The organism is Pseudoalteromonas sp. PB2-1 (assembly GCF_045040605.1).
Lineage (GTDB): Bacteria > Pseudomonadota > Gammaproteobacteria > Enterobacterales > Alteromonadaceae > Pseudoalteromonas > Pseudoalteromonas arabiensis.
Window position 1 is genome coordinate 762,235 of sequence record NZ_CP090667.1, and the last position, 19,872, is coordinate 782,106.

General features: G+C 41.4%; 18 protein-coding genes and 1 tRNA gene. 15 read left to right on the plus strand and 4 right to left on the minus strand.

The window, feature by feature from the left end:
* The first annotated feature begins 48 nt into the window (after positions 1-48).
* The 5 genes from L0Z67_RS03605 (at position 49) to L0Z67_RS03625 (ending at position 6,260) form a co-directional block, all read left to right on the plus strand.
* Positions 49-1,707 (plus strand): acyl-CoA dehydrogenase family protein, encoded by a 1,659-nt coding sequence (locus L0Z67_RS03605; RefSeq protein ID WP_405128454.1) that lies wholly within the window; start codon positions 49-51, stop codon positions 1,705-1,707.
* Between the two features lie 169 nt (positions 1,708-1,876).
* A tRNA-Leu gene (locus tag L0Z67_RS03610) sits at positions 1,877-1,961 on the plus strand.
* A 667-nt stretch (positions 1,962-2,628) separates the two neighbouring features.
* Positions 2,629-4,800, plus strand: coding sequence for a putative bifunctional diguanylate cyclase/phosphodiesterase (locus L0Z67_RS03615; RefSeq protein WP_405128455.1), 2,172 nt, complete (start codon positions 2,629-2,631; stop codon positions 4,798-4,800).
* A 46-nt stretch (positions 4,801-4,846) separates the two neighbouring features.
* Positions 4,847-5,848 carry a fatty acid desaturase gene (locus L0Z67_RS03620; RefSeq protein WP_405128456.1) on the plus strand — a complete coding sequence of 334 codons (1,002 nt, stop codon included), beginning with the start codon at positions 4,847-4,849 and terminating at the stop codon, positions 5,846-5,848.
* A gap of 1 nt (position 5,849) precedes the next feature.
* Positions 5,850-6,260, plus strand: coding sequence for a GFA family protein (locus tag L0Z67_RS03625; protein WP_193988363.1), 411 nt, complete (start codon positions 5,850-5,852; stop codon positions 6,258-6,260).
* A 14-nt stretch (positions 6,261-6,274) separates the two neighbouring features.
* Here L0Z67_RS03625 and L0Z67_RS03630 read toward each other — a convergent pair whose 3' ends face one another.
* Positions 6,275-7,468 carry an MFS transporter gene (locus tag L0Z67_RS03630; RefSeq protein WP_405128703.1) on the minus strand — a complete coding sequence of 398 codons (1,194 nt, stop codon included), beginning with the start codon at positions 7,466-7,468 and terminating at the stop codon, positions 6,275-6,277.
* An 87-nt stretch (positions 7,469-7,555) separates the two neighbouring features.
* Complete coding sequence (locus tag L0Z67_RS03635; protein WP_405128457.1) at positions 7,556-9,616, minus strand: TonB-dependent receptor; 2,061 nt, start codon at positions 9,614-9,616, stop codon at positions 7,556-7,558.
* Between the two features lie 303 nt (positions 9,617-9,919).
* Between L0Z67_RS03635 and L0Z67_RS03640 the strand changes: the two genes are divergently transcribed.
* The 3 genes from L0Z67_RS03640 to L0Z67_RS03650 all read left to right on the plus strand — a co-directional run bounded on the left by L0Z67_RS03640 (position 9,920) and on the right by L0Z67_RS03650 (position 11,878).
* Positions 9,920-10,357, plus strand: coding sequence for a hypothetical protein (locus tag L0Z67_RS03640; protein WP_062570153.1), 438 nt, complete (start codon positions 9,920-9,922; stop codon positions 10,355-10,357).
* Positions 10,358-10,466: 109 nt separating this feature from the next.
* Entirely contained in the window at positions 10,467-10,787 is a 321-nt protein-coding gene (locus L0Z67_RS03645) for a hypothetical protein (RefSeq protein ID WP_062570154.1), read from the plus strand.
* Positions 10,788-10,804: 17 nt separating this feature from the next.
* Positions 10,805-11,878 (plus strand): endonuclease/exonuclease/phosphatase family protein, encoded by a 1,074-nt coding sequence (locus L0Z67_RS03650; RefSeq protein WP_405128458.1) that lies wholly within the window; start codon positions 10,805-10,807, stop codon positions 11,876-11,878.
* 50 nt (positions 11,879-11,928) lie between these two features.
* Here L0Z67_RS03650 and L0Z67_RS03655 read toward each other — a convergent pair whose 3' ends face one another.
* Positions 11,929-13,305 (minus strand): NAD-dependent succinate-semialdehyde dehydrogenase, encoded by a 1,377-nt coding sequence (locus L0Z67_RS03655; protein WP_405128704.1) that lies wholly within the window; start codon positions 13,303-13,305, stop codon positions 11,929-11,931.
* 165 nt (positions 13,306-13,470) lie between these two features.
* Here L0Z67_RS03655 and L0Z67_RS03660 point away from each other — a divergent pair, with 165 nt between their 5' ends.
* The 3 genes from L0Z67_RS03660 to L0Z67_RS03670 are packed head-to-tail and all read left to right on the plus strand — an operon-like array spanning position 13,471 to position 15,621.
* Complete coding sequence (locus L0Z67_RS03660) at positions 13,471-14,508, plus strand: NAD(P)H-dependent flavin oxidoreductase (RefSeq protein ID WP_405128459.1); 1,038 nt, start codon at positions 13,471-13,473, stop codon at positions 14,506-14,508.
* Positions 14,496-15,071 (plus strand): Crp/Fnr family transcriptional regulator, encoded by a 576-nt coding sequence (locus tag L0Z67_RS03665; RefSeq protein ID WP_405128460.1) that lies wholly within the window; start codon positions 14,496-14,498, stop codon positions 15,069-15,071. Before L0Z67_RS03660 ends, L0Z67_RS03665 begins: the two co-directional genes overlap by 13 nt.
* Before the next feature lie 49 nt (positions 15,072-15,120).
* Positions 15,121-15,621 carry a YgjV family protein gene (locus tag L0Z67_RS03670; protein WP_237114849.1) on the plus strand — a complete coding sequence of 167 codons (501 nt, stop codon included), beginning with the start codon at positions 15,121-15,123 and terminating at the stop codon, positions 15,619-15,621.
* Positions 15,622-15,637: 16 nt separating this feature from the next.
* Here the strand turns inward: L0Z67_RS03670 and L0Z67_RS03675 are convergent, their stop codons facing one another.
* The gene (locus tag L0Z67_RS03675) at positions 15,638-16,150 is read right to left on the minus strand and encodes an NUDIX hydrolase (RefSeq protein ID WP_405128461.1); all 513 of its coding nucleotides are present in this window, start codon (positions 16,148-16,150) and stop codon (positions 15,638-15,640) included.
* A gap of 184 nt (positions 16,151-16,334) precedes the next feature.
* On the opposite strand from L0Z67_RS03675, the gene L0Z67_RS03680 reads away from it, so the two are divergent.
* Genes L0Z67_RS03680 through L0Z67_RS03695 form a run of 4 tightly spaced genes read left to right on the plus strand, consistent with a single transcriptional unit; the run spans position 16,335 to position 19,864 of the window.
* A complete protein-coding gene (locus L0Z67_RS03680; protein WP_405128462.1) occupies positions 16,335-17,678 on the plus strand; it encodes a sigma-54-dependent transcriptional regulator in 1,344 nt (447 codons plus the stop codon).
* Between the two features lie 12 nt (positions 17,679-17,690).
* On the plus strand, positions 17,691-17,900 hold the full coding sequence (locus tag L0Z67_RS03685) for a hypothetical protein (protein WP_062570162.1): 210 nt from the start codon (positions 17,691-17,693) through the stop codon (positions 17,898-17,900).
* A 23-nt stretch (positions 17,901-17,923) separates the two neighbouring features.
* A complete protein-coding gene (locus L0Z67_RS03690; RefSeq protein WP_405128463.1) occupies positions 17,924-19,402 on the plus strand; it encodes a CHASE3 domain-containing protein in 1,479 nt (492 codons plus the stop codon).
* Entirely contained in the window at positions 19,403-19,864 is a 462-nt protein-coding gene (locus tag L0Z67_RS03695; protein WP_062570164.1) for a response regulator, read from the plus strand.
* The last annotated feature ends 8 nt before the right edge of the window (positions 19,865-19,872 follow it).

Below are 19,872 nucleotides of genomic sequence, written 5' to 3' on the forward strand. Positions count from 1 at the left end.
CAGGTCTGACCTGCTATAGTTGAGAAAATAATAAAAAGAGCACACACAATGTCTATTTCAAAAAGTGAAACTCATCATGTTTTTAATCAGCCTCAACCATTAGAAAACTATAATATTTATCAAGCCGATGATGTTTTGAAATATTGGCAAAAGCAATTTTCAGGTCAGTGGGGCACTGCGCATTTAACGGCATTTGGGGAGCAAGTGGGTGGTGCACTACTGCAAGCTGGATTCTTAGCAAACAAGCACTTACCTGAATTAACGACTCACAGTCGGTTTGGCGAACGCATAGATCAAGTTGATTATCACCCGAGTTACCACCAATTAATGCAGCATGCTATTGAACAAGGGCATTGCGCTTTACCTTGGCAACAAAAAAAGCCTGGCAGTCATGTAGTAAGAGCTGTAATGGCGGTGCTGCACAATCATGCAGATCCAGGCTCAGGTTGCCCCCTCACCATGACATTTGCCAGTGTGCCAGCAATTGCCAGCCAAGCCAATGTGGCACAAAAGTGGCTGCCAAAAATACTTTCAAAGCACTACGATGGCGGCAATAAACCTTGGTTTGAAAAACAAGGTGTTACTATTGGTATGGCAATGACCGAAAAACAAGGTGGTTCTGATGTGCGTGCAAATACTACAAAAGCTGCGCCATTAACGACTGCAGGAGCAGGTGAGCTTTATAGCTTAGAGGGGCATAAGTGGTTTTGCTCAGCGCCTATGAGTGACGCATTCTTAGTGCTTGCAAATACGGATGAAAAACAACTCTCATGCTTTTTAGTACCTAGGTGGCTCGAAAATGGCGAAAAAAATGCCATGTATATTCAGCGCTTAAAAAATAAGTTAGGTAATCAATCGAACGCCAGTTCAGAAATAGAGTTCAGGGGGGCGCATGGTTGGCTTTTAGGTGAACCAGGACGAGGTATTGCTACTATTATTCAAATGGTGGCACTCACTCGTTACGATTGTATGTTAGGCTCGAGCTCGTTAATGCTTCAAGCTGTAAAAGAAGCGATATGGCATACTGCAGGGCGAAGTGTATTTGGTAAAAATTTACACCAACAACCTCTCATGTTAAATGTACTGGCTGATTTAGCAATCGAGGCTGAAGCTGCTTTGGCAATCTCTATGCGTATAGCTCATGCCCTTGATAATCAAAATGATAACAGCGAAGTGTTATTGGTTCGAAGTGCCACCGCGATTGGCAAATACTGGATTTGTAAGCGTGCAATTCAGCATACCTATGAGGCGATGGAGTGTATTGGTGGCGTGGGTTATGTGCAGGATAATGTCACTAGTCGTCTTTATAAAGAAGCACCGGTTAACTCTATTTGGGAAGGTTCAGGTAATGTACAGTGCTTAGACTTATTACGTGTTTTTAAGCGTGAACCTGAGTCGTTAAAAGCACTTATAAATGAGCTGGAGAAAGCGCGAACACTTAACCAAGAGTTTGCGATTAAACTTGATGAATTAAAGCTTATGCTCAATGAAGCTAAACATCTGGAAATGCATGCTCGGCGTATAATGGAGCACCTAGCGCAGCTTTGGCAAGCCGCAACCTTGCTACAGTTTGGCGAGCCAATTATCGCTGATGCGTTTGTTAAAAGTCGCTTAAAAGGAACAGGGTTTTCGCAGTATGGTTGTTTGAGCCATGAGATTGATTGTGAGGCTATCGTCCTGCGAATGATGCCAAAACATCAAAGTTAATAATTTGTATATTAATTGTTCGGTTGAAAGGGCGAGATGAATAAAACGCTTGCTGCCATACCCATTCTTTGTATAATGCTTGGCATAGAGACAAAGGCAGTTAATAAGTTTTTGCTCTAAAGTGGTTTTTCTTTATCTTCTCGTGTTTAGAAGGTGAAAGAAAAATGAAGCCAGTATGATGGAATTGGTAGACATGACGGATTCAAAATCCGTTGCCTTCGGGCGTGGCGGTTCAAGTCCGCCTACTGGTACCACTTTTATGACCTCAGCAGTTTTGCTGGGGTTTTTTTATGCCTGAAAAAGTAGCTTGCGGACTCAAGCGCCACGCGGGGCGAGGCACTAAAGCAAGTAAAAGTCCGCCTACTGGTACCACTTTTGAACCCTAGCCAATTGGTTAGGGTTTTTTTATGCCTGAAAGAGTAGTTTGCGGACTTAAGCGCCACACGGGGCGAGGCACTAAAGCAAGTAAAAGTCCGCCTACTGGTACCACTTTTGAAGCCTAGCCAATTGGTTAGGGTTTTTATGCCTGAAAGAGTAGTTTGCGGACTTGAGCGCCACGCGGGGCGAGGCACTAAAGCAAGTAAAAGTCCGCCTACTGGTACCACTTTTGAACCCTAGCCAACTGGTTAGGGTTTTTTTATGCTAGTAAGAAACTACAGTGCAAGCCTATTTGTGCCTTTCGATAGCTTCAGAGCCTACCAGCTAATTATTTGAGCTCCTTTTGTTCTATTTATAAACGAATAAATGTAAACGGTGCTTGGTATTTAAATAACCTTAAAATAAGTGTGCTTATTTGTATGCAAAGTAATCGTTTTAGACTAGGGTAGCATGGCGTTTTTACTCATCTTATAATACAATTTGCAGCCTGAAGTTTAAGTGAAGTCAATCACTTAGTGCACAAAGTCGATAGGGTGGCAAAGCGTGGGAGCATACGATTTAAAACGTATCGTAGAAAGTATATCTAACCTTAAAAGTGAGAACTTTTATAATGCAATATGCCTGTCACTGTCGGAAGTACTTGGTGCATCTCATGTTTTTTTAGCCCAAGTTGATGAATCGACAATGCATGCATCAACAATTGCACTGGCTGCGTATGACGAAATAGTGGATAACATTAGCTATGATATTCGCTGTACTCCATGTAATGATGTTATGTGTGGCGGCATCTCAAGCTACAGCTCAGGTGTGCAAGCACTGTTTCCAGATGATCGCCTACTCGTAGACATGGGAATTGAAGCCTATGTTGGTGTGCCATTACAAAGTCTATCAGGTAAAACTGACACGATTTTAGTGGCTCTTTTTCAGCATGAGATAGGTGATGCGCTTCAGGTTGAGTCCTTTTTCTCTTTATTCACAGGTTTAATTCAACGTGAAATAGATAAAGATCGCTTTATTGCTAAGTTAGATTTTGCAAATCAACTTATAGAACAAAGCCATGAAGCAATCTTTATTTGCAATAAAAATGTCGAGATCACTTACGTAAATACTGCCTTTACAAAAATGACAGGGTATCCCCCTGACGAAGTACTAGGGCACAACCCGAAAATATTAAGCTCTAACCAACATGATCAGCATTTTTATCGCGCTATGTGGCATCAAATAGATAAAAAAGGTAAGTGGTCAGGGGAGATAACAAACAAAACGAAGCAGGGCACTCTTTACACTCAGTTTTTATCAATCACTCAAATGCAAACGAATGGTGAAATTTGTTATGTCGCGTTTATTCTCGATATTACCGAGAAGAAAGAAGCAGAACAAAAAATCTATTTTCATGCTAACCATGATCAATTAACCGGCCTAACAAATCGCTTCTATTTCAAAGAGCGTATATCCGAGTTAGTTTCTTCGCTGTCTTATCAAGATGAAGAGAGTACTAATTTAGCGGTTATTTATTTTGATGTAGATAAGTTTCAAGATATTAATACGGTTTATGGCTTGAGCTTTGGTGATAAGGTGTTGTGCCAGCTAGCCGAGCGATTGGAAAGCAGCTTTAAAGAATGTGCTTTTTCACGTATTGATGGTGATAGTTTTGCCGTACTACAAACTTATCAGCAAGTAAGTGAGTTAGAGCTTGTATGCAAGCAGGTTTCAGCCTTGTTAGTGGAGCCTTTTTTAATCGGTGGGATTAGCCAACAAGTTTCGGTGACGCTGGGAGTGAGTACGTATCAGCAAGCAAGATCAATATCATCACAAGACAGAGTTGAAAAAATCGCTCGCCGGTTAGTGAGGCAGGCAGAGTTGGCCACGTTAAACGCCAAGCAAGTTGGTGCGCCGTTCTTGCACTTTTGCAAGGAAATGGATGATAAAGTAAAAAAGCACAACTTACTGGTTGAGCAATTAACTCAAGCTGTTAAGAATGATGAGTTAGAAGTCCACTTTCAACCTATTATCGATGTTCAAAGTAACACGGTTGCAAAGTTTGAAAGTCTAGTTCGCTGGCGCAATCATGGGCAGTGGGTATCACCCGCCGTGTTTATCCCATTAGCTGAAGAGTCTCGTGTGATCATTGAGTTAGGTGAGCTTGTTCTTCGAAAAACGTGCCAACAAATAAAATATCTAGAAGCACAAGGCTATAATCAATTTGTATTCAATGTAAATCGCTCGTTGTTTGAGTTTACTGAGTTTAATCCGCACCGTAACGCATGGCTTGAGATCATTACTGAACAGAACGTCAATCCGTCACAAATTTCTTTTGAATTAACTGAAAGCGTGCTTGCTCCAGAAAATACTAACCACCTTGAAGTATTAACTCAGCTTAAATCTGCTGGCTGTTTAATCTCTTTGGATGACTTTGGGACTGGTTACTCGTCGTTGAGTTATTTACGTCGTTTTCCTGTTGATGTGTTAAAGCTTGATAAATCATTCATTGACGAAATACATACTAACTCAGGTGATGAAGCATTGGTTAAGTCGATAATACAAATGAGCCAAGTACTTGGTATTAAAGTGGTTGCTGAAGGTGTTGAATTGCAACAACAGTTGGCAGTTTTGAAAGAGGCAGGGTGTGACTTTATTCAAGGTTATTATTTTTCAAAGCCTCTTCCAGGCGATGAAATACAAGCATTTTTAACACAATTAGCTAGAGAGCATTGATGATTCGCGGTATGATTTTGCCATTACGAAAAGAGCACATTGATGTATGTCAAAATTAACCGCAAAGCAAAATATTCAAGCGATTGTTGCTGCTATAAAAGTTGAAGAGCAGCAACTTAGAGCACGGTATCCAGTGTTGCAAAAACAAAATGGCATTGCGCTAGGTATTTTATTTTTATCATTATCTGCTCTAGTTGGTGTTGCGCAACTTTATTATTACGCATTCATCCCCGCTTGGTTATGCATTATTTTAGCCGCTTTTATCACCTCAATATCCCATGAACTTGAGCACGATCTCATTCACAAGCAATACTTTAGCAAACAGCCGCTTATACATAATTTTATGATGTTAACAGTGTGGCTAATGCGCCCAAATACAGTAAATCCTTGGTATCGGCGTAAAATTCACTTACACCATCACAAAGTTTCAGGAACCGAGCAAGATTTAGAAGAGCGTCTTGTTGGCAATGGTATCAAAAACCCCTTTTTAAGAGCGGTTGTGATCAGTGACGGGCTACTTGGTTTGCTAATTAATAGTCAACGCTTTAGTAAAGAAATTAGAGGCTTTAAGTTTTTTCGAGTATTTAATGCTGGGTTTCCGATCGCGACAGCATACTTTGCTATTTTATATGGTTTGGTTGGTTATTATGGTGTGCAGTTTTTTAGCCCTTTTGCCTTACCAACATGGGGCGCTCACTTGCTTGCTGGTGCTGAATTTCTCATGGTTGTTCTTATATTGCCAAATATCATTCGCTCAATATCACTTAACCTTGTTACCTCTTCTATGCATTACTATGGTGGAGTTAATAATGTACTTGAGCAAACACATGTTATAAGTAGCCGTTGGTTTTTACCATTTCAATTGTTTTGCTTTGACTTTGGGCGCACTCACACTATTCATCATTTTGTGCCTAATCAACCCTTTTATATTCGCCAGTTAATTAGTAAAAAAATACGTCCTGTTATGAAACAGTACGGAGTGCGTTTTAATGATTTAAATAGCATCAAGCTGGCTAATCGATATCCAGTAAATAAAGAGGGAGTTTAATATGCACATAACCGGTCGTTGTCATTGCGGTGAAGTTACATACCGTGCTGAAGTTGATGAAAATAAAGTGATAAACTGTCACTGCACTGACTGTCAAATTATCTCGGGTGCGCCTTTTCGTACTGTGGTTGTCTCTAAACCTGATGCGGTGACTTTCACAGCAGCTGCACCAAAAGAATATATAAAAATTGCTGAAAGTGGCAATCAGCGAGCACAAGGGTTTTGTGCTAACTGTGGTACGGCCTTGTACGCTACTTCCGTGGGCGAAGGCGAACGTGTTTATGGCTTACGACTCGGTGCAGTAGAGCAAGCTGATGAGCTTATTCCAAAAGCCCATATTTGGTATCGCTCACACAAGCCTTGGCTAGATAACCTAAATAATATGAGCGCCTTTGAAACCACACCTAAATAGCTGCGATTTTATTTTTACTGTTGGCCGATAGTGATATTTCGGCCACTTAAGTAACCAAACAAAGCACACAGCAGGCTTGATGCAATACATAGCCAAAGTGCGCCGGCCCAACTATTAAAGTAGCTATGTAATGCGCCTGCAACAATAGGCCCTGTTGCTGCTAATAAATAACCGATACATTGTGCCATCCCAGAGAGTGCCGCTGCTTGTAGTGCATTATGTGTACGCAAGCTGACAAACGATAAACCCAAAATAAAACAGGCACCTGAACAAAAGCCTAAAGTAATAGACCAAAGTAAGGCAAAGCTAGGTGCAGTGAGCAACCCGAATGAGCAAAGTGCGCCTAATAGGGCAAGGCTTAGCGTAAGAATGCGTTGATCTTTTAACTTTGCAAGTAATGGAATAAGTACAACACCTGGCAGCGCAGAAGCGGCTTGGAAAGCCCCTTGTAGTGCGCCTGCATGTTGCGCACTATGGCCACCTTCAACCAAAATACTCGGTAACCAGCCAAGCATGATATAAGTGAAAAACGAGTTAAAGCCAAGTAAAAGCGTTATTTGCCATGCCAATGACGAATGCCAGACTCTATTTTGTGTCGCGTTCGATATTGATGTTTCTTTGGGCATGGTGTGCTGTCTAAGTTGCGGTAACCAAGCTACCACAGCAAGTAGAACTAACAGCGCGTAACTTGCCAGTGCTATCTGCCAGCCTAGTTCTTTATACTCTGCAAGTGGAATGATAAGTGTTGAGTAGCTGCCCCCAAATATGCCCATTGCCAACACGTAGCTTGATGTCATCACTGCAACTTTATGCGGAAAGTCACGTTTAATCAGGCTTGGCAACAAAACATTACCAATTGCAATACCGACCCCAATGACTGCGGTGCCTATAAACAAAATATTGGCAGAATCTACGATGCGTGACATCACGCCTGCGCCTATCAAGAGCAGGGCAATAAACAACGACAGCTCAAGGCCACATTTTTTTGCAAGCCCAGCAGCCATCGGAGAAGCAATCGCAAAGGCGATGAGTGGTAATGTAGTCAGCATACCCGCTTGAGAAGCCGTAAAGTGAAACTGCTCAATTATTTGTTCGAGTACGGGAGCAATGCCAGTAATCGGCGCGCGTAGGCAAGCCGCAATCAGAAAAATGCCTAGTACTAATAGCGCTTTGTTAATTAGGTTTTGAGAGGATGACACGCTGTTCAGTCGATTAGGTAAAAGTTATTACTATCATACCTAATTACTAAACAGCGTGTGCCAACTATGAGACAGCTAACAAAATAATGCGGTTACTTAAAACTGGTAACTTGCTGATAACATTGCATTGCGTGGCCGACCTGGAAAGTAACGGTCGCCGCTAAAGGTTGTGTAGTCAGCGCGCTCTGCATAATGCTCATCAGTAAGGTTATTAATTCGCGCAGTCACCGTAAGCTTAGGAGTGAGTTGCCATGCGGCTCTTAAATTAACAAGAGAGTGGCCTTCATAGCTGTGCTGGTTTTCGGGGTCTGTAAAGTAGCTGCTAGTGGTGTGCAGCTCAAGCCCAATACGTGTCATGTCGTTTGCTTGCCAAAGTAGCTGCAAGTTTGCGATGTTACGTGGTGCGGTATCGATGAGGTTGCCATTGATATTAATCCCGCCGAGCACTTGATTGTAACTGTAAGTATGCTTGGCATGGCTCGCGGCAAACTGCATCGATAGGCTTGATGTGATGGCATAGGCAAGCTCAAGCTCAATTCCACGATGTTGAGTTTGACCATCATTGACATAATAAAAATCACTGTCGCGGAAAATTGTGTTCTTTTTGTTCATAGCGTAAATGCTAAATACATAATGCAGCTTTGCTTGTTGGCCTTTTAAACCAAGCTCTAAGTTTTTAGCTATTTCAGACTTAAGATCTGCCACATTTTGTTCGCGTTGCAACTGATAAAGCTCTGCCGCTTGCGGGGCTCGGTAACCTTCAGATGCATTGGCGTAGAAAAACTGGTTATCAGCATATTGATAGCTTAAGCCAAGCTTCGGCGAAAAGTTAGTAAAGCGATTAACACCACTTGCAGGGCGAGAGTAGCGACACCCGCCCATTGTGCACTTTGTTCCGTCTTCTTTAGTGCGTCCAGCGAGCATGTGATTTTGATAATCATAGCGCATACGTTCGTATCTACCGCCAAGGCTAATGAGTAAGTCATTCAATTGCCAGTCAAGGTTAATGAAGGGCGCCAATAAGGTACTTGTTACTTGATAATCGTAATGTTTTCCTTGAGGGACTGTAGCAACTAAGAATGCTGAGCCTTCAGTTGGGCTATCTTGATATTGTAAAAAATCAGCATCAGTAAGCTCACCATCAAAACCCATAGTTAAATGACTTGAATCACTTAACTTATGTTGCCAACTTGATTGCAAACCAACACCTTGCTGGGCATTTTCTTCAAGCGGTGTACCTGGTAAAAAGTGTTTAAAAAAGATCATGCTTTGGTCACGAATATAAGGTGTAAACGTAAAGGTATTATTCTCATCCCTAGACCAATTTATTTTTGACCATATACGTAAAGAACGTGCTTTACGAAAGGCATCAGGGTTTGGGTTTGATTGCGCAATATTCTCATCCTTATAGCTTTCAAAGCCCTCAATATAACCTGCTGTGTGTTGATCTAAGTGGGTGTACGTCAAGCCACTATTAACTGTTAAGTTTGCACCATCGAAACGGTGGCGTAATGATATTTTTTCTTGGTCAACCCCTTCGTCATCTCGATAGCCGGTATCGCGAGTAATACTGGCATTGATGCCAACACCTTGTTGACCAAAATCATGGCCAGAACCTAGTTTATAACGAGTGTAGCCAAACGAGCCGTAATCAAAACCAAATCGGTTATGATCGTAGGTCGAATCAGGGGTGATCACGTTGATCACCCCATGCACTGCATTTGAGCCATAAAGTGCAGAACCTGGGCCTTTTAATACCTCAATACGCTCGGCCATTTCTGTGTGTGCTTCGAATAACTCGTTAATGTTACAAAAGCCTGCAGCACGCAGCGGTATGCCATCTTCAGCCGTAAGTAAGCCACCGCATGCACCGGCACCAGAAAAAACAGGCGAACGTAAAGCGGGTAAATACTCTTGGCCATTGCCGTGTTGAAGATTTGCACCAGCAACTTGCTTAAGGGCTTGTTCAATATGGGTTGGCGCAATGAGTGCTAATTGCTGTTTTGAAATATTACTCACGACAACGGGCAGAGGATCGGCAAGCACTTCTGTGCGAGAGGCAGTTGTCGTAATATACTCAAGTTCAGTTGTCGCTGCATATGACTGTAAACTTAAAAGTTGTAAGCCAGTGAGTGCTGGGAGGAATAATAATTTCATGAACGCCTTTAGGTTAATTACAACAAAAAATAGAGGGTAACTGCTTTTTGAAGTAGGTAAAAGTATTCGAGGTCAATGGCTTTACTTAAGTAATCTTCCTGCGATTACCATGAAAGAGGTATTTGATTCAAAAAGAGCAATAATAAGTATCAGAGCGCACTTTAAGTTTAAAGAAGTGTAAATGTTGGTTTTCTAACTTGTTGATATGTAAGGAATAAGGTTTTTTAATTGTAATCCTTCATCTATGATTCAGTCGCAAACGTTAGGCTTTTGTAACAAGAGCAAACGTAGAGGGTCTCTATTATGAACAAAATAATTACTATCTCTTTAGCTGTGTTAGGTTTGAGTTTAATACCTGCAGAAGCAAGTGCTAGGCATGATCGTGATCATGATAGATATGAGCACAAACACGAACGTAAAAAGCATCATAAACATAAAAAACACTATAAATATAAAAAACATCATAAGCATCATGAACATTACGATAAATATGATCGCTATAGTTATCGTGACTTACCGCCTGGTCTTTATAAGAAAGTAGGGCATGGTGGTCGTTTACCGCCGGGTTGGTATAAACGCTACCATCATGGTGATATTTTAGACCGTGATATTTATCGTCATGGGCGAGTAATCAAACGCCGTAATAGAAATGGCATCATTGCGATAGAAATTGACGATCGCCTTATTCATCTTGTTCACGATACGCGTGAAATTCTATCCATTGTTTCGCGCTACCGTTAATCATGTTTAAAGCCGCTCACTTCACTCATGCGGCTTTATTTATGAAATTTCACTGCGTGTTCAGCATTCATTGCTAGGCTTAAAAAGGTTTACTAAAAGGAGCATTCATATGAGAACGCTATTAATGGTTTTTGCTGTGGGCTTAGCTGTTATCGCCACTGGTGTGCAGGCTAAAGACAAGAATAAAGAGAAAAATAAGGGAAAGAGCTTACCACCAGGCTTGGAAAAGAAAGTTGCTAGCGGTGGAGAACTCCCACCAGGCTGGCAGAAAAAATACCGTAAAGGAGATATCCTAGATCGTGATATTTATCGCCATGGTAAGGTCATTAAGTCTCGCGACAGAGATGGTCTTATTTCTATCCAAGTGGATGGGACAGTGGTACGCTTAGTTGAAGATACGCGAGAAATCATTTCTATTTTGAGCAGATAACTAAACGTGGGAGCAATATGATTTATGTTTTAACCGGTGAATTGACGCTATTACTTATCATCACCTTATTACCTATGTCATATTGCCAGCATTATTTGGTGCGTAGCTGTGACTTTGTTAGGTTACAAGTGTTTTACTTGGCAGGATTTTGTTGTGCGGTTTCAAGCTACCTTGCTGTATCCCAATGGTCGTTTCTAACACTTAGCTGTGTCATTTTAAGTATTATTATTTTATTACTGCAAGGAAAGTGGATTTACCCTTATACACCATTTGCTAAGCAAGAGGTGTTAGCCAGTTCCAAGGATGCTGAACACAGCATTCGTATTATGTCGGCTAATGTACTGATGTCGAATGATCGCTATGAAGCGCTCATTTCATTAGTTAATAAGCACCAACCCGATCTATTTATCACGCTCGAATCTGACATCACTTGGCAGCAGCAGTTAAAAGGACTTGAGGGCGATTACCCACACCGAATATATTGTCCTAAAGATAATCGCTACGGAATGCATCTATACAGTAAGTATAAAATAAAACGTTATCAAATTTGTGAGTTGATTGAAGATGATATTCCTTCAATTCATATTTTATTTGAAGACGCTGATGGTGTTGAAATGCAAGGGCACTTTATTCATCCTGCACCACCTAGTCCAACTGAAGAAGACAGCTCTCGCACGCGCGATACGGAACTTATTATTCTTGCTAAAGCACTGAAAAAGTTACGCCGTCCTTGCATTGTCGCCGGTGATTTAAATGATGTGGCATGGTCTCGTACAACACGATTATTTATGAAGATTTCTGGCTTTTTAGACCCACGTAAAGGTCGCGGTTTCTTTAATACTTTTCATGCTGAGTATTTCTTTATGCGCTGGCCGCTCGACCATTTATTTCACAGTAATGACTTTACGGTAAAACGCATTGAGCGGTTGGCTAAGTATGGCTCAGATCACTTTGCTTTACTTACTGAGCTGGTTTATAAGCCCAATGCGTGTAATCAAAAACAAACCGAGCAAATAGATGAAGATGTGGCAGTTGAGGAATTAAAAATGCCCAGTGCATCGAAGCACCAAGTTCCCATGTTCGATGATTAAAGCAATACTAATAGTAAGTAAAAGAAAAGGGCTCAATTGAGCCCTTGTTGTTATTCATTGACCATAACTGTTTTTATATTCACAAATTCGCGTAATCCAAAACCGCCATGCTCACGGCCATAACCGCTATCTTTTACGCCTCCGAAAGGCAGATTTGGTTGCGCCAAGCCATAGCCATTGATATTGACCATGCCTGTATCAAAGTGGTGTTTGGCAAGCTCAATAGCCTGCTTTTCATTTTTCGAGAAAATACCACCGCCTAGACCGTAGCGGGAGTCGTTTGCAATGCGCATAGCATCGTCGTTATCTTTGGCTTTGATAAGAGATGCAACAGGGCCAAACAGTTCGTCATCATACGCTGGCATGCCAGGTTTAATATTTTCAAGTAAGGTTGCAGGGTAATAAAAACCTTCACGTTCGGGGATTTCGCCTCCCACCACAGCCTCTGCACCTGCTTCAATAGACTCTTTGACTTGCTGATGTAGCTTGTCGCGTAAGTCTTCACGAGCCATTGGACCTAAATCGCTATCTTTCTCATTAGGGTCACCCATTTTTGTATTTTCAAATTGCTTTTTGATCATTGCTTTAAAATCACTATAAAGCGCATCGACAACCACAAAGCGTTTTGCAGACACACAGGTTTGCCCATTATTTATCAAACGACCTTGCGTACATGCGCTAATGGCAGTTTCAAGGTCAGCATCATCCAGTACAACGTAGGCATCGTTACTACCAAGTTCGAGGACGGTTTTCTTCACATATTTTCCTGCACGTTCAGCAACCTTTTTACCAGTGCCATCACTGCCTGTGAACGTAACGCCACGAATCGCTTTATGCTCGATTAATTCGCTGGCCGTTTTGCCATCTATTAAAAGGTTTTTAAAGCAATAGTCAGGGAAGTCAGCGTGTGCAAAGAGCTGCTCTATCTTTTCAGCCATGCCAAATACATTGCCAGCATGCTTTAATACAGTCGTATTACCCGCCATAATATTTGCACAGGCATAACGAATAACTTGGTAAAGCGGGAAGTTCCAAGGTTGAATACCCAAAATAACCCCTATTGGCTGATAGGTAACGATTGCATGGCCGCCTTGCATGTCACGTTTTTCATCCGCTAGTACTTTTGGGCCCTGTTCAGCAGTATAGCGACAGATAGCAGCGCATAGCTCAACTTCTTGTAAACCTTGCTGATAAAGCTTGCCCATTTCATCTGTCATAAGCTGTGCAATATCTTGCTTATTTGATTCGATAACACTTGCGAGCTTATTGAGATGCTCAGCCCGTTTGGTTAATGATGTTTTGCGCCAGCTCTCAAAGGCTTCATGGCATTTGTCTACTTCTGCTTGCGCCTTCTCTAAAGACAAGAGAGTATATGTTTCGAGCGCTTGCTCTGTAGTCGGATTGATTGTGGTTACAGTGTCAGTCATCATTATCTCCTTACAAAAAATGTAAAGGGTAACGTGCAAGGTGAACACCACTTTTATATTTATTTATCTGTTTGTTTTTTATAGCTAATTTTTATCTTTATTTGAATGCTCATGAGCAGGTTATGTAAAAACTGCAAACAGATGCAAAACTTACAAGGAGAGGCAATGAAAAAATCATATTTCGATACAGAGTTGGCGATTATTCAAGCCCCTATGGCTGGAGTGCAAAATGCAAAGTTAGCAGAGGCAGTGTGTCGAGCAGGTGGGCTAGGGTCTTTACCTTGTGCAATGCTATCAAAAGAGCAATTAATAAGTGAGCTTGAGTATTTAAGTAATGCCACTGACAAGCCTTATAATTTAAACTTTTTTTGCCACCATACACCAGCTTATACGAAACAGCAGCAAGCTGCTTGGCATACCTTACTTTCTCCTTACCTAGAGGAATTTAATGTTGATGTATCAGCACTTTCGACAGTGGCTTCACGTCAGCCAATTAATCAAGAGGTTATTGATGTAATAGCACCTTATAAGCCGCCTGTGATCAGCTTTCATTTTGGCTTACCTGAAGCGGCAATCATTTCGCAAATTAAAGAATGGGGTGGCACGGTGCTTTCATCAGCAACTACACTCGCAGAAGCCAAGTGGTTGGTTGCAAACGGTGCCGATGCTGTAATAGCTCAAGGACTACAAGCTGGTGGCCATCGAGGTCACTTTTTATCGATGGATTTATCATTACAGCTGACTACTCAAGAGTTGGTTGGTGCGTGTGTCGAACTTGATATTCCAACAATTGCAGCGGGGGGCATTGCAACACCAGAGGATGTGAGTTTGTATCAAAAGTTAGGCGTGATTGCAGTGCAAGTGGGGAGTGCTTATTTATTGACTGAAGAGGCGACAACAAGCTCGTTACACCGCCAAGCATTAATCTCTCAGCAAGCAGGCAGTACTGAACTTACGACCTTATTCTCAGGCCGTGCAGCACGAGGGATAACGAATAGAGTGATGAAAGAGTTAGGCGCGACTCCTCAACATGTGCCTCCTTTTCCTTATGCATCTATCGCAATTACGGCATTACGAACTCATGCAGAAGCAAACAATGATAGTGGTTTTTCGCCCCTTTGGTGCGGAGAAAAATTTATTAACCGTGATGGGCTGAGCGCAGCAAAGATCACTCAGTTGCTAATGCAAGGATGGCAAGATTGACGGAAACGCAGTTACTTGAACTAGGGGATAGCTACCAGCAACTTGCAGAGCAATTAAAGCACCAATTAGCGGGGAGCTATCCAACAAAACGTTATGCGCGTGATGACGTGCTTTTAAGGCAAGGAGCGCTGCAAACTCATGGCTATCTTATTTTATCGGGTGTACTCGGGGCACTCCACGCCAGTGAAAATGGTGGGCAAAAGTGCAAAGAGTTTTACTTTCAAGACGAATTTGCATTGCTTTATGGTAATTGGTTAACACACACGCCAGCTCTTTATCAGCTTAAAGTCATTCGTGACGCTAAAGTAATAAAAGTACCGCTAGCATTACTTGAGCAGCCTTTGAATCAAATGATGAAGCAGCAACTTGTTACCCAGCAGTTGTTATTCAAAGAAGCAAAAGAAGCCTTTTTATTACTCAATTCCCCACAGCAGCGTTATGAATACTTACTTGCTAAAAAGCCCCATTGGTTGGCTCAGTTGAGCCTAACAGAAGTGGCAATGTATATTGGTATTTCAGCTATTTCATTATCACGAATTCGTAAGCGTCTTAACTTAAGTTAAGGCGCGATAGAGTGCGGCGCATTACACTGCTGTTTTTTCAGGAGTCGTCATGTTTATTTTGTCGCAATGTTTGGTTGCTGTTGCTACTTTGCTCGATTTAGCCTCGTTCCAGTTTAAATCTCGGCAAATTATTTTAATGTGTTTGTTTAGCTCGGTTTTGCTAACGTCGATACATTTTTTGTTACTCAATAATTTAAGTGCATCGGCACTGATGCTGATAGCTGCTCTACGCTACGGCTACTGCATTTTTGCTCGAAAGCAGTGGGTAATGTACGGCTTTATGGCTTTAAGTGTTTTTGCAGTGCTTATTACATGGCAAAGTTGGTTCAGTTTTATTGCACTGACTGCGACTCTAGTTCAAACATATGCCTCATTTCAGAGCAAAGATCTATTACTTCGTTGCTTGATGGTGTTGGGTACTCTTTGTTGGATCACGCACAACTTACTTATTTTTTCGCCTGTTGCGGTGGTCATGGAAACCGTTTTCCTGTTGAGTAATCTTCTGGGTTTATGGCGTTTTTATGTTAATCCAAGAACAGTAACGCCATAATTTAATGGGATTATTTTTATATAGTTTTAGCGATGAGTTTAAGTAGAAAAGTTTCTCGCTGAATCGACAAACCTTGCTTCTCGCTCATTGCCATTGTGGTTTCGTTGTGAGCAATTGCATCGTGGAGATTTACCCATTTGGGTTGCATGCCATTTTGTATTTCGTAGTGCTCCATTTTTGGCAGAGCCAACTGCTCATCGATATCGCAATAGTAGCAGTAGGATTTAATGTGTATACACTCAAAGTCATCTTTATACCAAGGCCTTAATTCTTCATAGAGACCAAGTGGCTTTTTTATCTTAATATTTTGTGCTCCTGTTTCTTCTTGTAGTTCGCGTATTAATCCTTCTTCAATACTTTCACCTGTGTCAATTCCGCCACCAGGTAAGCTATAGTCATCATAGCGAGCTGTGTAAAGCAGGAGGATTTTTTCACCTTTTAAAACGATCGCACGGGCGGTTTCACGGGTGAACTGACTTTTGTTTTCGTCATTAATACTAGGGTGGGTAACTTTTCTTAATAGTTTCATAGTATACAGCTTGGCTTAATCTATAGAACTGCATCATACAGGGTTATAAAAGTTTAATTAAACTTACCCTAAAGTGGTACTTGTAGGGTAATATAGTTTAAAAGTATTGGTTTGTAGTTCGACGCAGGTAGTTTTCATTTTCAAATAATTGCGTAGAATGGTTGAAAAAGCTTAGGGAATTAATATGTTAAACGTACTTTTAGTTGATGATGATAGCGAGTTTAGTGAAGTTGTATGTCACATTGTAGAGTTCCTAGGTCATAATATAAACACAGCCGCAAATCTTACAGAAGCAGAGCAGTGGTTTGAGAACAATACATTTGATCATGTCTTTTTAGACTTTATGCTACCAGATGGCAGCGGCTTACACTTGCTTGAGCACTTGAAACTAATTGGTCAATCGCCTCGTGTTACTTTAATTTCGGGTCATCCGTCAGTGAAAGGTAAGCTCGCAGAAATGTGTGAGCCCAATGTAGGGCACCTTGTAAAACCACTGCAACGTGAAGATATAGAACGGGTTTTAAATCCTAAAAAAGCCAGTGGTAAGAAAAAAGCAACACCAAGTATTAAGCGTCATTTTGGCACCCTAATTGGTGAGTCAGAGGTTATGCAAAAGCTTTATACGATGATTGAGCGGGTTGCGGCAACATCGGCTAACGTTATGCTAATGGGTGAAAGTGGGGCTGGTAAGGAAGTGGTTGCACAAGCAATTCACAACGCCACGCAGTGCGATGGTCCTTTGGTTGCGACTAACTGTGGTGCATTCTCGAAAGAACTGATTGGTAGTGAATTATTCGGTCACGAAAAAGGCGCATTTACGGGAGCTGTAGCTCGTAAAGAAGGGGTGTTTGAGCAAGCGGCAGGGGGCACGTTATTTTTAGATGAAGTAACAGAAATGCCTATTGATATGCAGCCAAACTTATTACGTGTACTTGAAAGCAAAAGAGTCACACGTGTTGGTGGTACCAAAGAGCAGGCTGTAAATTGTCGTGTTATTTCAGCAACCAATAGAACGTTAACCGACCTTGCACAAAATAACGTGATCCGCGAAGATATTTATTTTCGTTTGGCGGTTTTTCCAATTGATATTCCCCCACTGCGCGAGCGAAAAGAAGATATTCCATTGCTCGCAGAGGCATTTTTAGATCAACTAAATGACGAAAATGGAACCAGCTTTAAATGGCAAGCAAGTCAGATAAAGGTACTTGAAGGGCATGACTGGCCTGGTAATGTACGCGAATTGCGCCATGCTATCCACCGTGCATTTATTATGAGTGATCCAAAAGGAAGCACTATTACCTTGCCTGACTCACTAGAGTCACCATTTTCACGGGTAAATAAAAAAGCCGAAGCAAACAATCAAGTGCTGGCAGGGCAAACGATTGAAGAAGTTGAAAAAGAGTTGATCCATGCGACTTTAGATAAAGTACAAGGTAACAAGACAATTGCGGCCCAAATGTTAGGGATCAGCACAAAAACACTGTATAACCGTTTGAATGCTTATGGAGGCATTGGCGAATATAAATAACAAAGGAATACTATGAATAATAACGAGTCTTTACGTCAGTTGGTGCACGATGCGCGTGCTCCCTTAAACCGTATTTCGATGAATGCAGAGTTAGTTAAGCTCGTATTAGAAAATGATATGCCGAAAGATAAAGCACTTGCAGCCCTTGATAAAATAATTATTAATTGCCAGCAATGTAGCGAGCAACTACAAAAAATAAGTGACACTCATTCCGGTGAGTAAGCAGCATAGAAACTAGGAAAAAAATGCATAAGCAAAAGGGTAAAATAACAGTTAGCTGGGCAGGGTTTATCAGTGTTGTTTTGTGTATCGTTGTGGCGAATGCATTCTTAGCAATTAATAGCATACGCTCTTTGAGCGACACACAGAGTAGCCTTGATAACACAAATTCATTAAACACAGCTATTGAGCAATTACACTTGTCAGTTGTACAGGCTGAGTCTGGGCAGCGGGGCTATTTGCTGACAGACCGTGAGGACTATTTAGTACCATACACGGATGCAATGGCTACGATGCAAGCGCAAATTATGCTTGTTAAGAGCTTACACTCAGAAATACCTGGGCAGGCTGATCGTATTGCACGCCTTATCCATTTAGTAAACGACAAAGTGGCAGTTATGGCTAAAACAACCGATTTTGCCCTCGAAAATAAAGACGTGAAAGCGCGTCGGTTATTACTTACAGATAAAGGCCGTGATCTGTATAAAGCCATTCGTGCCGCGGTTAATGAAATTCAAATGCGCGAACTTAATTTTAAAATAGAAAAGTTTGCTATCCTTTCTGAGATTAAAAATGAAGCTAAGATCACTTTTGCTATCACGGCAGTGACCAGCTCTTTACTGTTAATCGGTATGTTTATTTTAGCGCGAACGAACCTACAAAATGCTGCTAAATACCGCTTAGAATTAGAAAAACAAAATGAAAGCTTAGCCGCTAAAGTTGATGAACGTACTCAAGAACTGACGATTTATGCTGATGAGCTTAGCCGCTCTAACAGAGAGCTTGAAGAGTTTGCTTTTGTAGCCAGCCATGATTTGCAAGAGCCGCTTCGAAAAATTCAAGCATTTAGCGATCGCCTTGAGAGTATGTTTAAGAATGAACTTGGTGAAAAAGGCATTGATTATATCAGCCGAATGAAAAATGCCGCTCAGCGTATGTCTAACCTTATAAATGATTTACTTGAGTTCTCACGCGTGACTACGCGGGGTAAAGATTTCACAGACACAGACTTAAATAGTATTGTCGATGAAGTGCTGGATGATTTAGAAATCGCTATTAAAGAAGCTGGCGCTGAAGTCAATGTAATGACTCTGCCGCATATTCAGGCTGACCCAAGTCAAATGATACAGCTATTCTTAAATATTTTGTCCAATGCAGTGAAGTTTAGACGTGAAAATGTCTCCCCGCTTATTAGCATTGATTATGAGCGTATTGAAGAGTTTAGTCCGAACCACAATAGTAATGTTGAATGGGAAGTTATCACCATATCAGATAACGGTATTGGCTTTTCGGAAGAATATCTCGAAAAAATATTTGTACCATTTCAGCGATTACATGGCCGCTCGCAATACAAAGGCACAGGTATCGGCTTGTCTGTGTGTCGCCGTATTGTTGAGCGTCATGGTGGAGAAATTATAGCGAGTAGTCGCGTTGGTGAAGGGGCAACCTTCATTCTTAAATTACCCGTGGAAGCTTCGCTTTTCACATTACAAGGAGAGGCTTAGATGCCACTTAACAAAGTTAAACCTATTACCATTTTAATGGCTGATGACGATGAAGACGATCGTTTATTAACTCAAGATGCGCTTGCAGAAAGCCGCGTTCTTAATGAGTTATTTTTTGTCGAAGATGGTGTTGAATTACTTGAATACTTAGAGCGAAAGGGGAAGTTTAGTGATAAGCAGAACTCTCCTCGGCCTGGGCTTATTCTGCTTGATTTAAATATGCCGCGGATGGATGGGCGAGAGGCATTAGAAGCGATTAAATCAAACCCTAACTTAAAAGGTATTCCAGTTGTTATTTTAACTACGTCAAAGCAAGAAGAAGATATGGTTAAAGGTTACGACTTAGGCGCCGCTTCTTACATCACAAAGCCTGTGACCTTCGATGGTTTGGTCGATTTGATGAAAACACTCGGTAAGTATTGGGTTGAGTTTGTTGAATTACCCACCCCTCTAAACGACTAAAAAGGACA

What these genes read in the sequence shown, in the direction of transcription:
- L0Z67_RS03605 (WP_405128454.1), top strand. Translation starts at nt 49, where the DNA reads ATGTCTATTTCAAAAAGTGAAACTCATCATGTTTTTAATCAGCCTCAA.
- L0Z67_RS03620 (WP_405128456.1), top strand. Translation starts at nt 4,847, where the DNA reads ATGTCAAAATTAACCGCAAAGCAAAATATTCAAGCGATTGTTGCTGCT.
- L0Z67_RS03625 (WP_193988363.1), top strand. Translation starts at nt 5,850, where the DNA reads ATGCACATAACCGGTCGTTGTCATTGCGGTGAAGTTACATACCGTGCT.
- L0Z67_RS03635 (WP_405128457.1), bottom strand. Translation starts at nt 9,616, where the DNA reads ATGAAATTATTATTCCTCCCAGCACTCACTGGCTTACAACTTTTAAGT.
- L0Z67_RS03640 (WP_062570153.1), top strand. Translation starts at nt 9,920, where the DNA reads ATGAACAAAATAATTACTATCTCTTTAGCTGTGTTAGGTTTGAGTTTA.
- L0Z67_RS03645 (WP_062570154.1), top strand. Translation starts at nt 10,467, where the DNA reads ATGAGAACGCTATTAATGGTTTTTGCTGTGGGCTTAGCTGTTATCGCC.
- L0Z67_RS03650 (WP_405128458.1), top strand. Translation starts at nt 10,805, where the DNA reads ATGATTTATGTTTTAACCGGTGAATTGACGCTATTACTTATCATCACC.
- L0Z67_RS03655 (WP_405128704.1), bottom strand. Translation starts at nt 13,305, where the DNA reads ATGACTGACACTGTAACCACAATCAATCCGACTACAGAGCAAGCGCTC.
- L0Z67_RS03660 (WP_405128459.1), top strand. Translation starts at nt 13,471, where the DNA reads ATGAAAAAATCATATTTCGATACAGAGTTGGCGATTATTCAAGCCCCT.
- L0Z67_RS03665 (WP_405128460.1), top strand. Translation starts at nt 14,496, where the DNA reads ATGGCAAGATTGACGGAAACGCAGTTACTTGAACTAGGGGATAGCTAC.
- L0Z67_RS03670 (WP_237114849.1), top strand. Translation starts at nt 15,121, where the DNA reads ATGTTTATTTTGTCGCAATGTTTGGTTGCTGTTGCTACTTTGCTCGAT.
- L0Z67_RS03675 (WP_405128461.1), bottom strand. Translation starts at nt 16,150, where the DNA reads ATGAAACTATTAAGAAAAGTTACCCACCCTAGTATTAATGACGAAAAC.
- L0Z67_RS03680 (WP_405128462.1), top strand. Translation starts at nt 16,335, where the DNA reads ATGTTAAACGTACTTTTAGTTGATGATGATAGCGAGTTTAGTGAAGTT.
- L0Z67_RS03685 (WP_062570162.1), top strand. Translation starts at nt 17,691, where the DNA reads ATGAATAATAACGAGTCTTTACGTCAGTTGGTGCACGATGCGCGTGCT.
- L0Z67_RS03690 (WP_405128463.1), top strand. Translation starts at nt 17,924, where the DNA reads ATGCATAAGCAAAAGGGTAAAATAACAGTTAGCTGGGCAGGGTTTATC.
- L0Z67_RS03695 (WP_062570164.1), top strand. Translation starts at nt 19,403, where the DNA reads ATGCCACTTAACAAAGTTAAACCTATTACCATTTTAATGGCTGATGAC.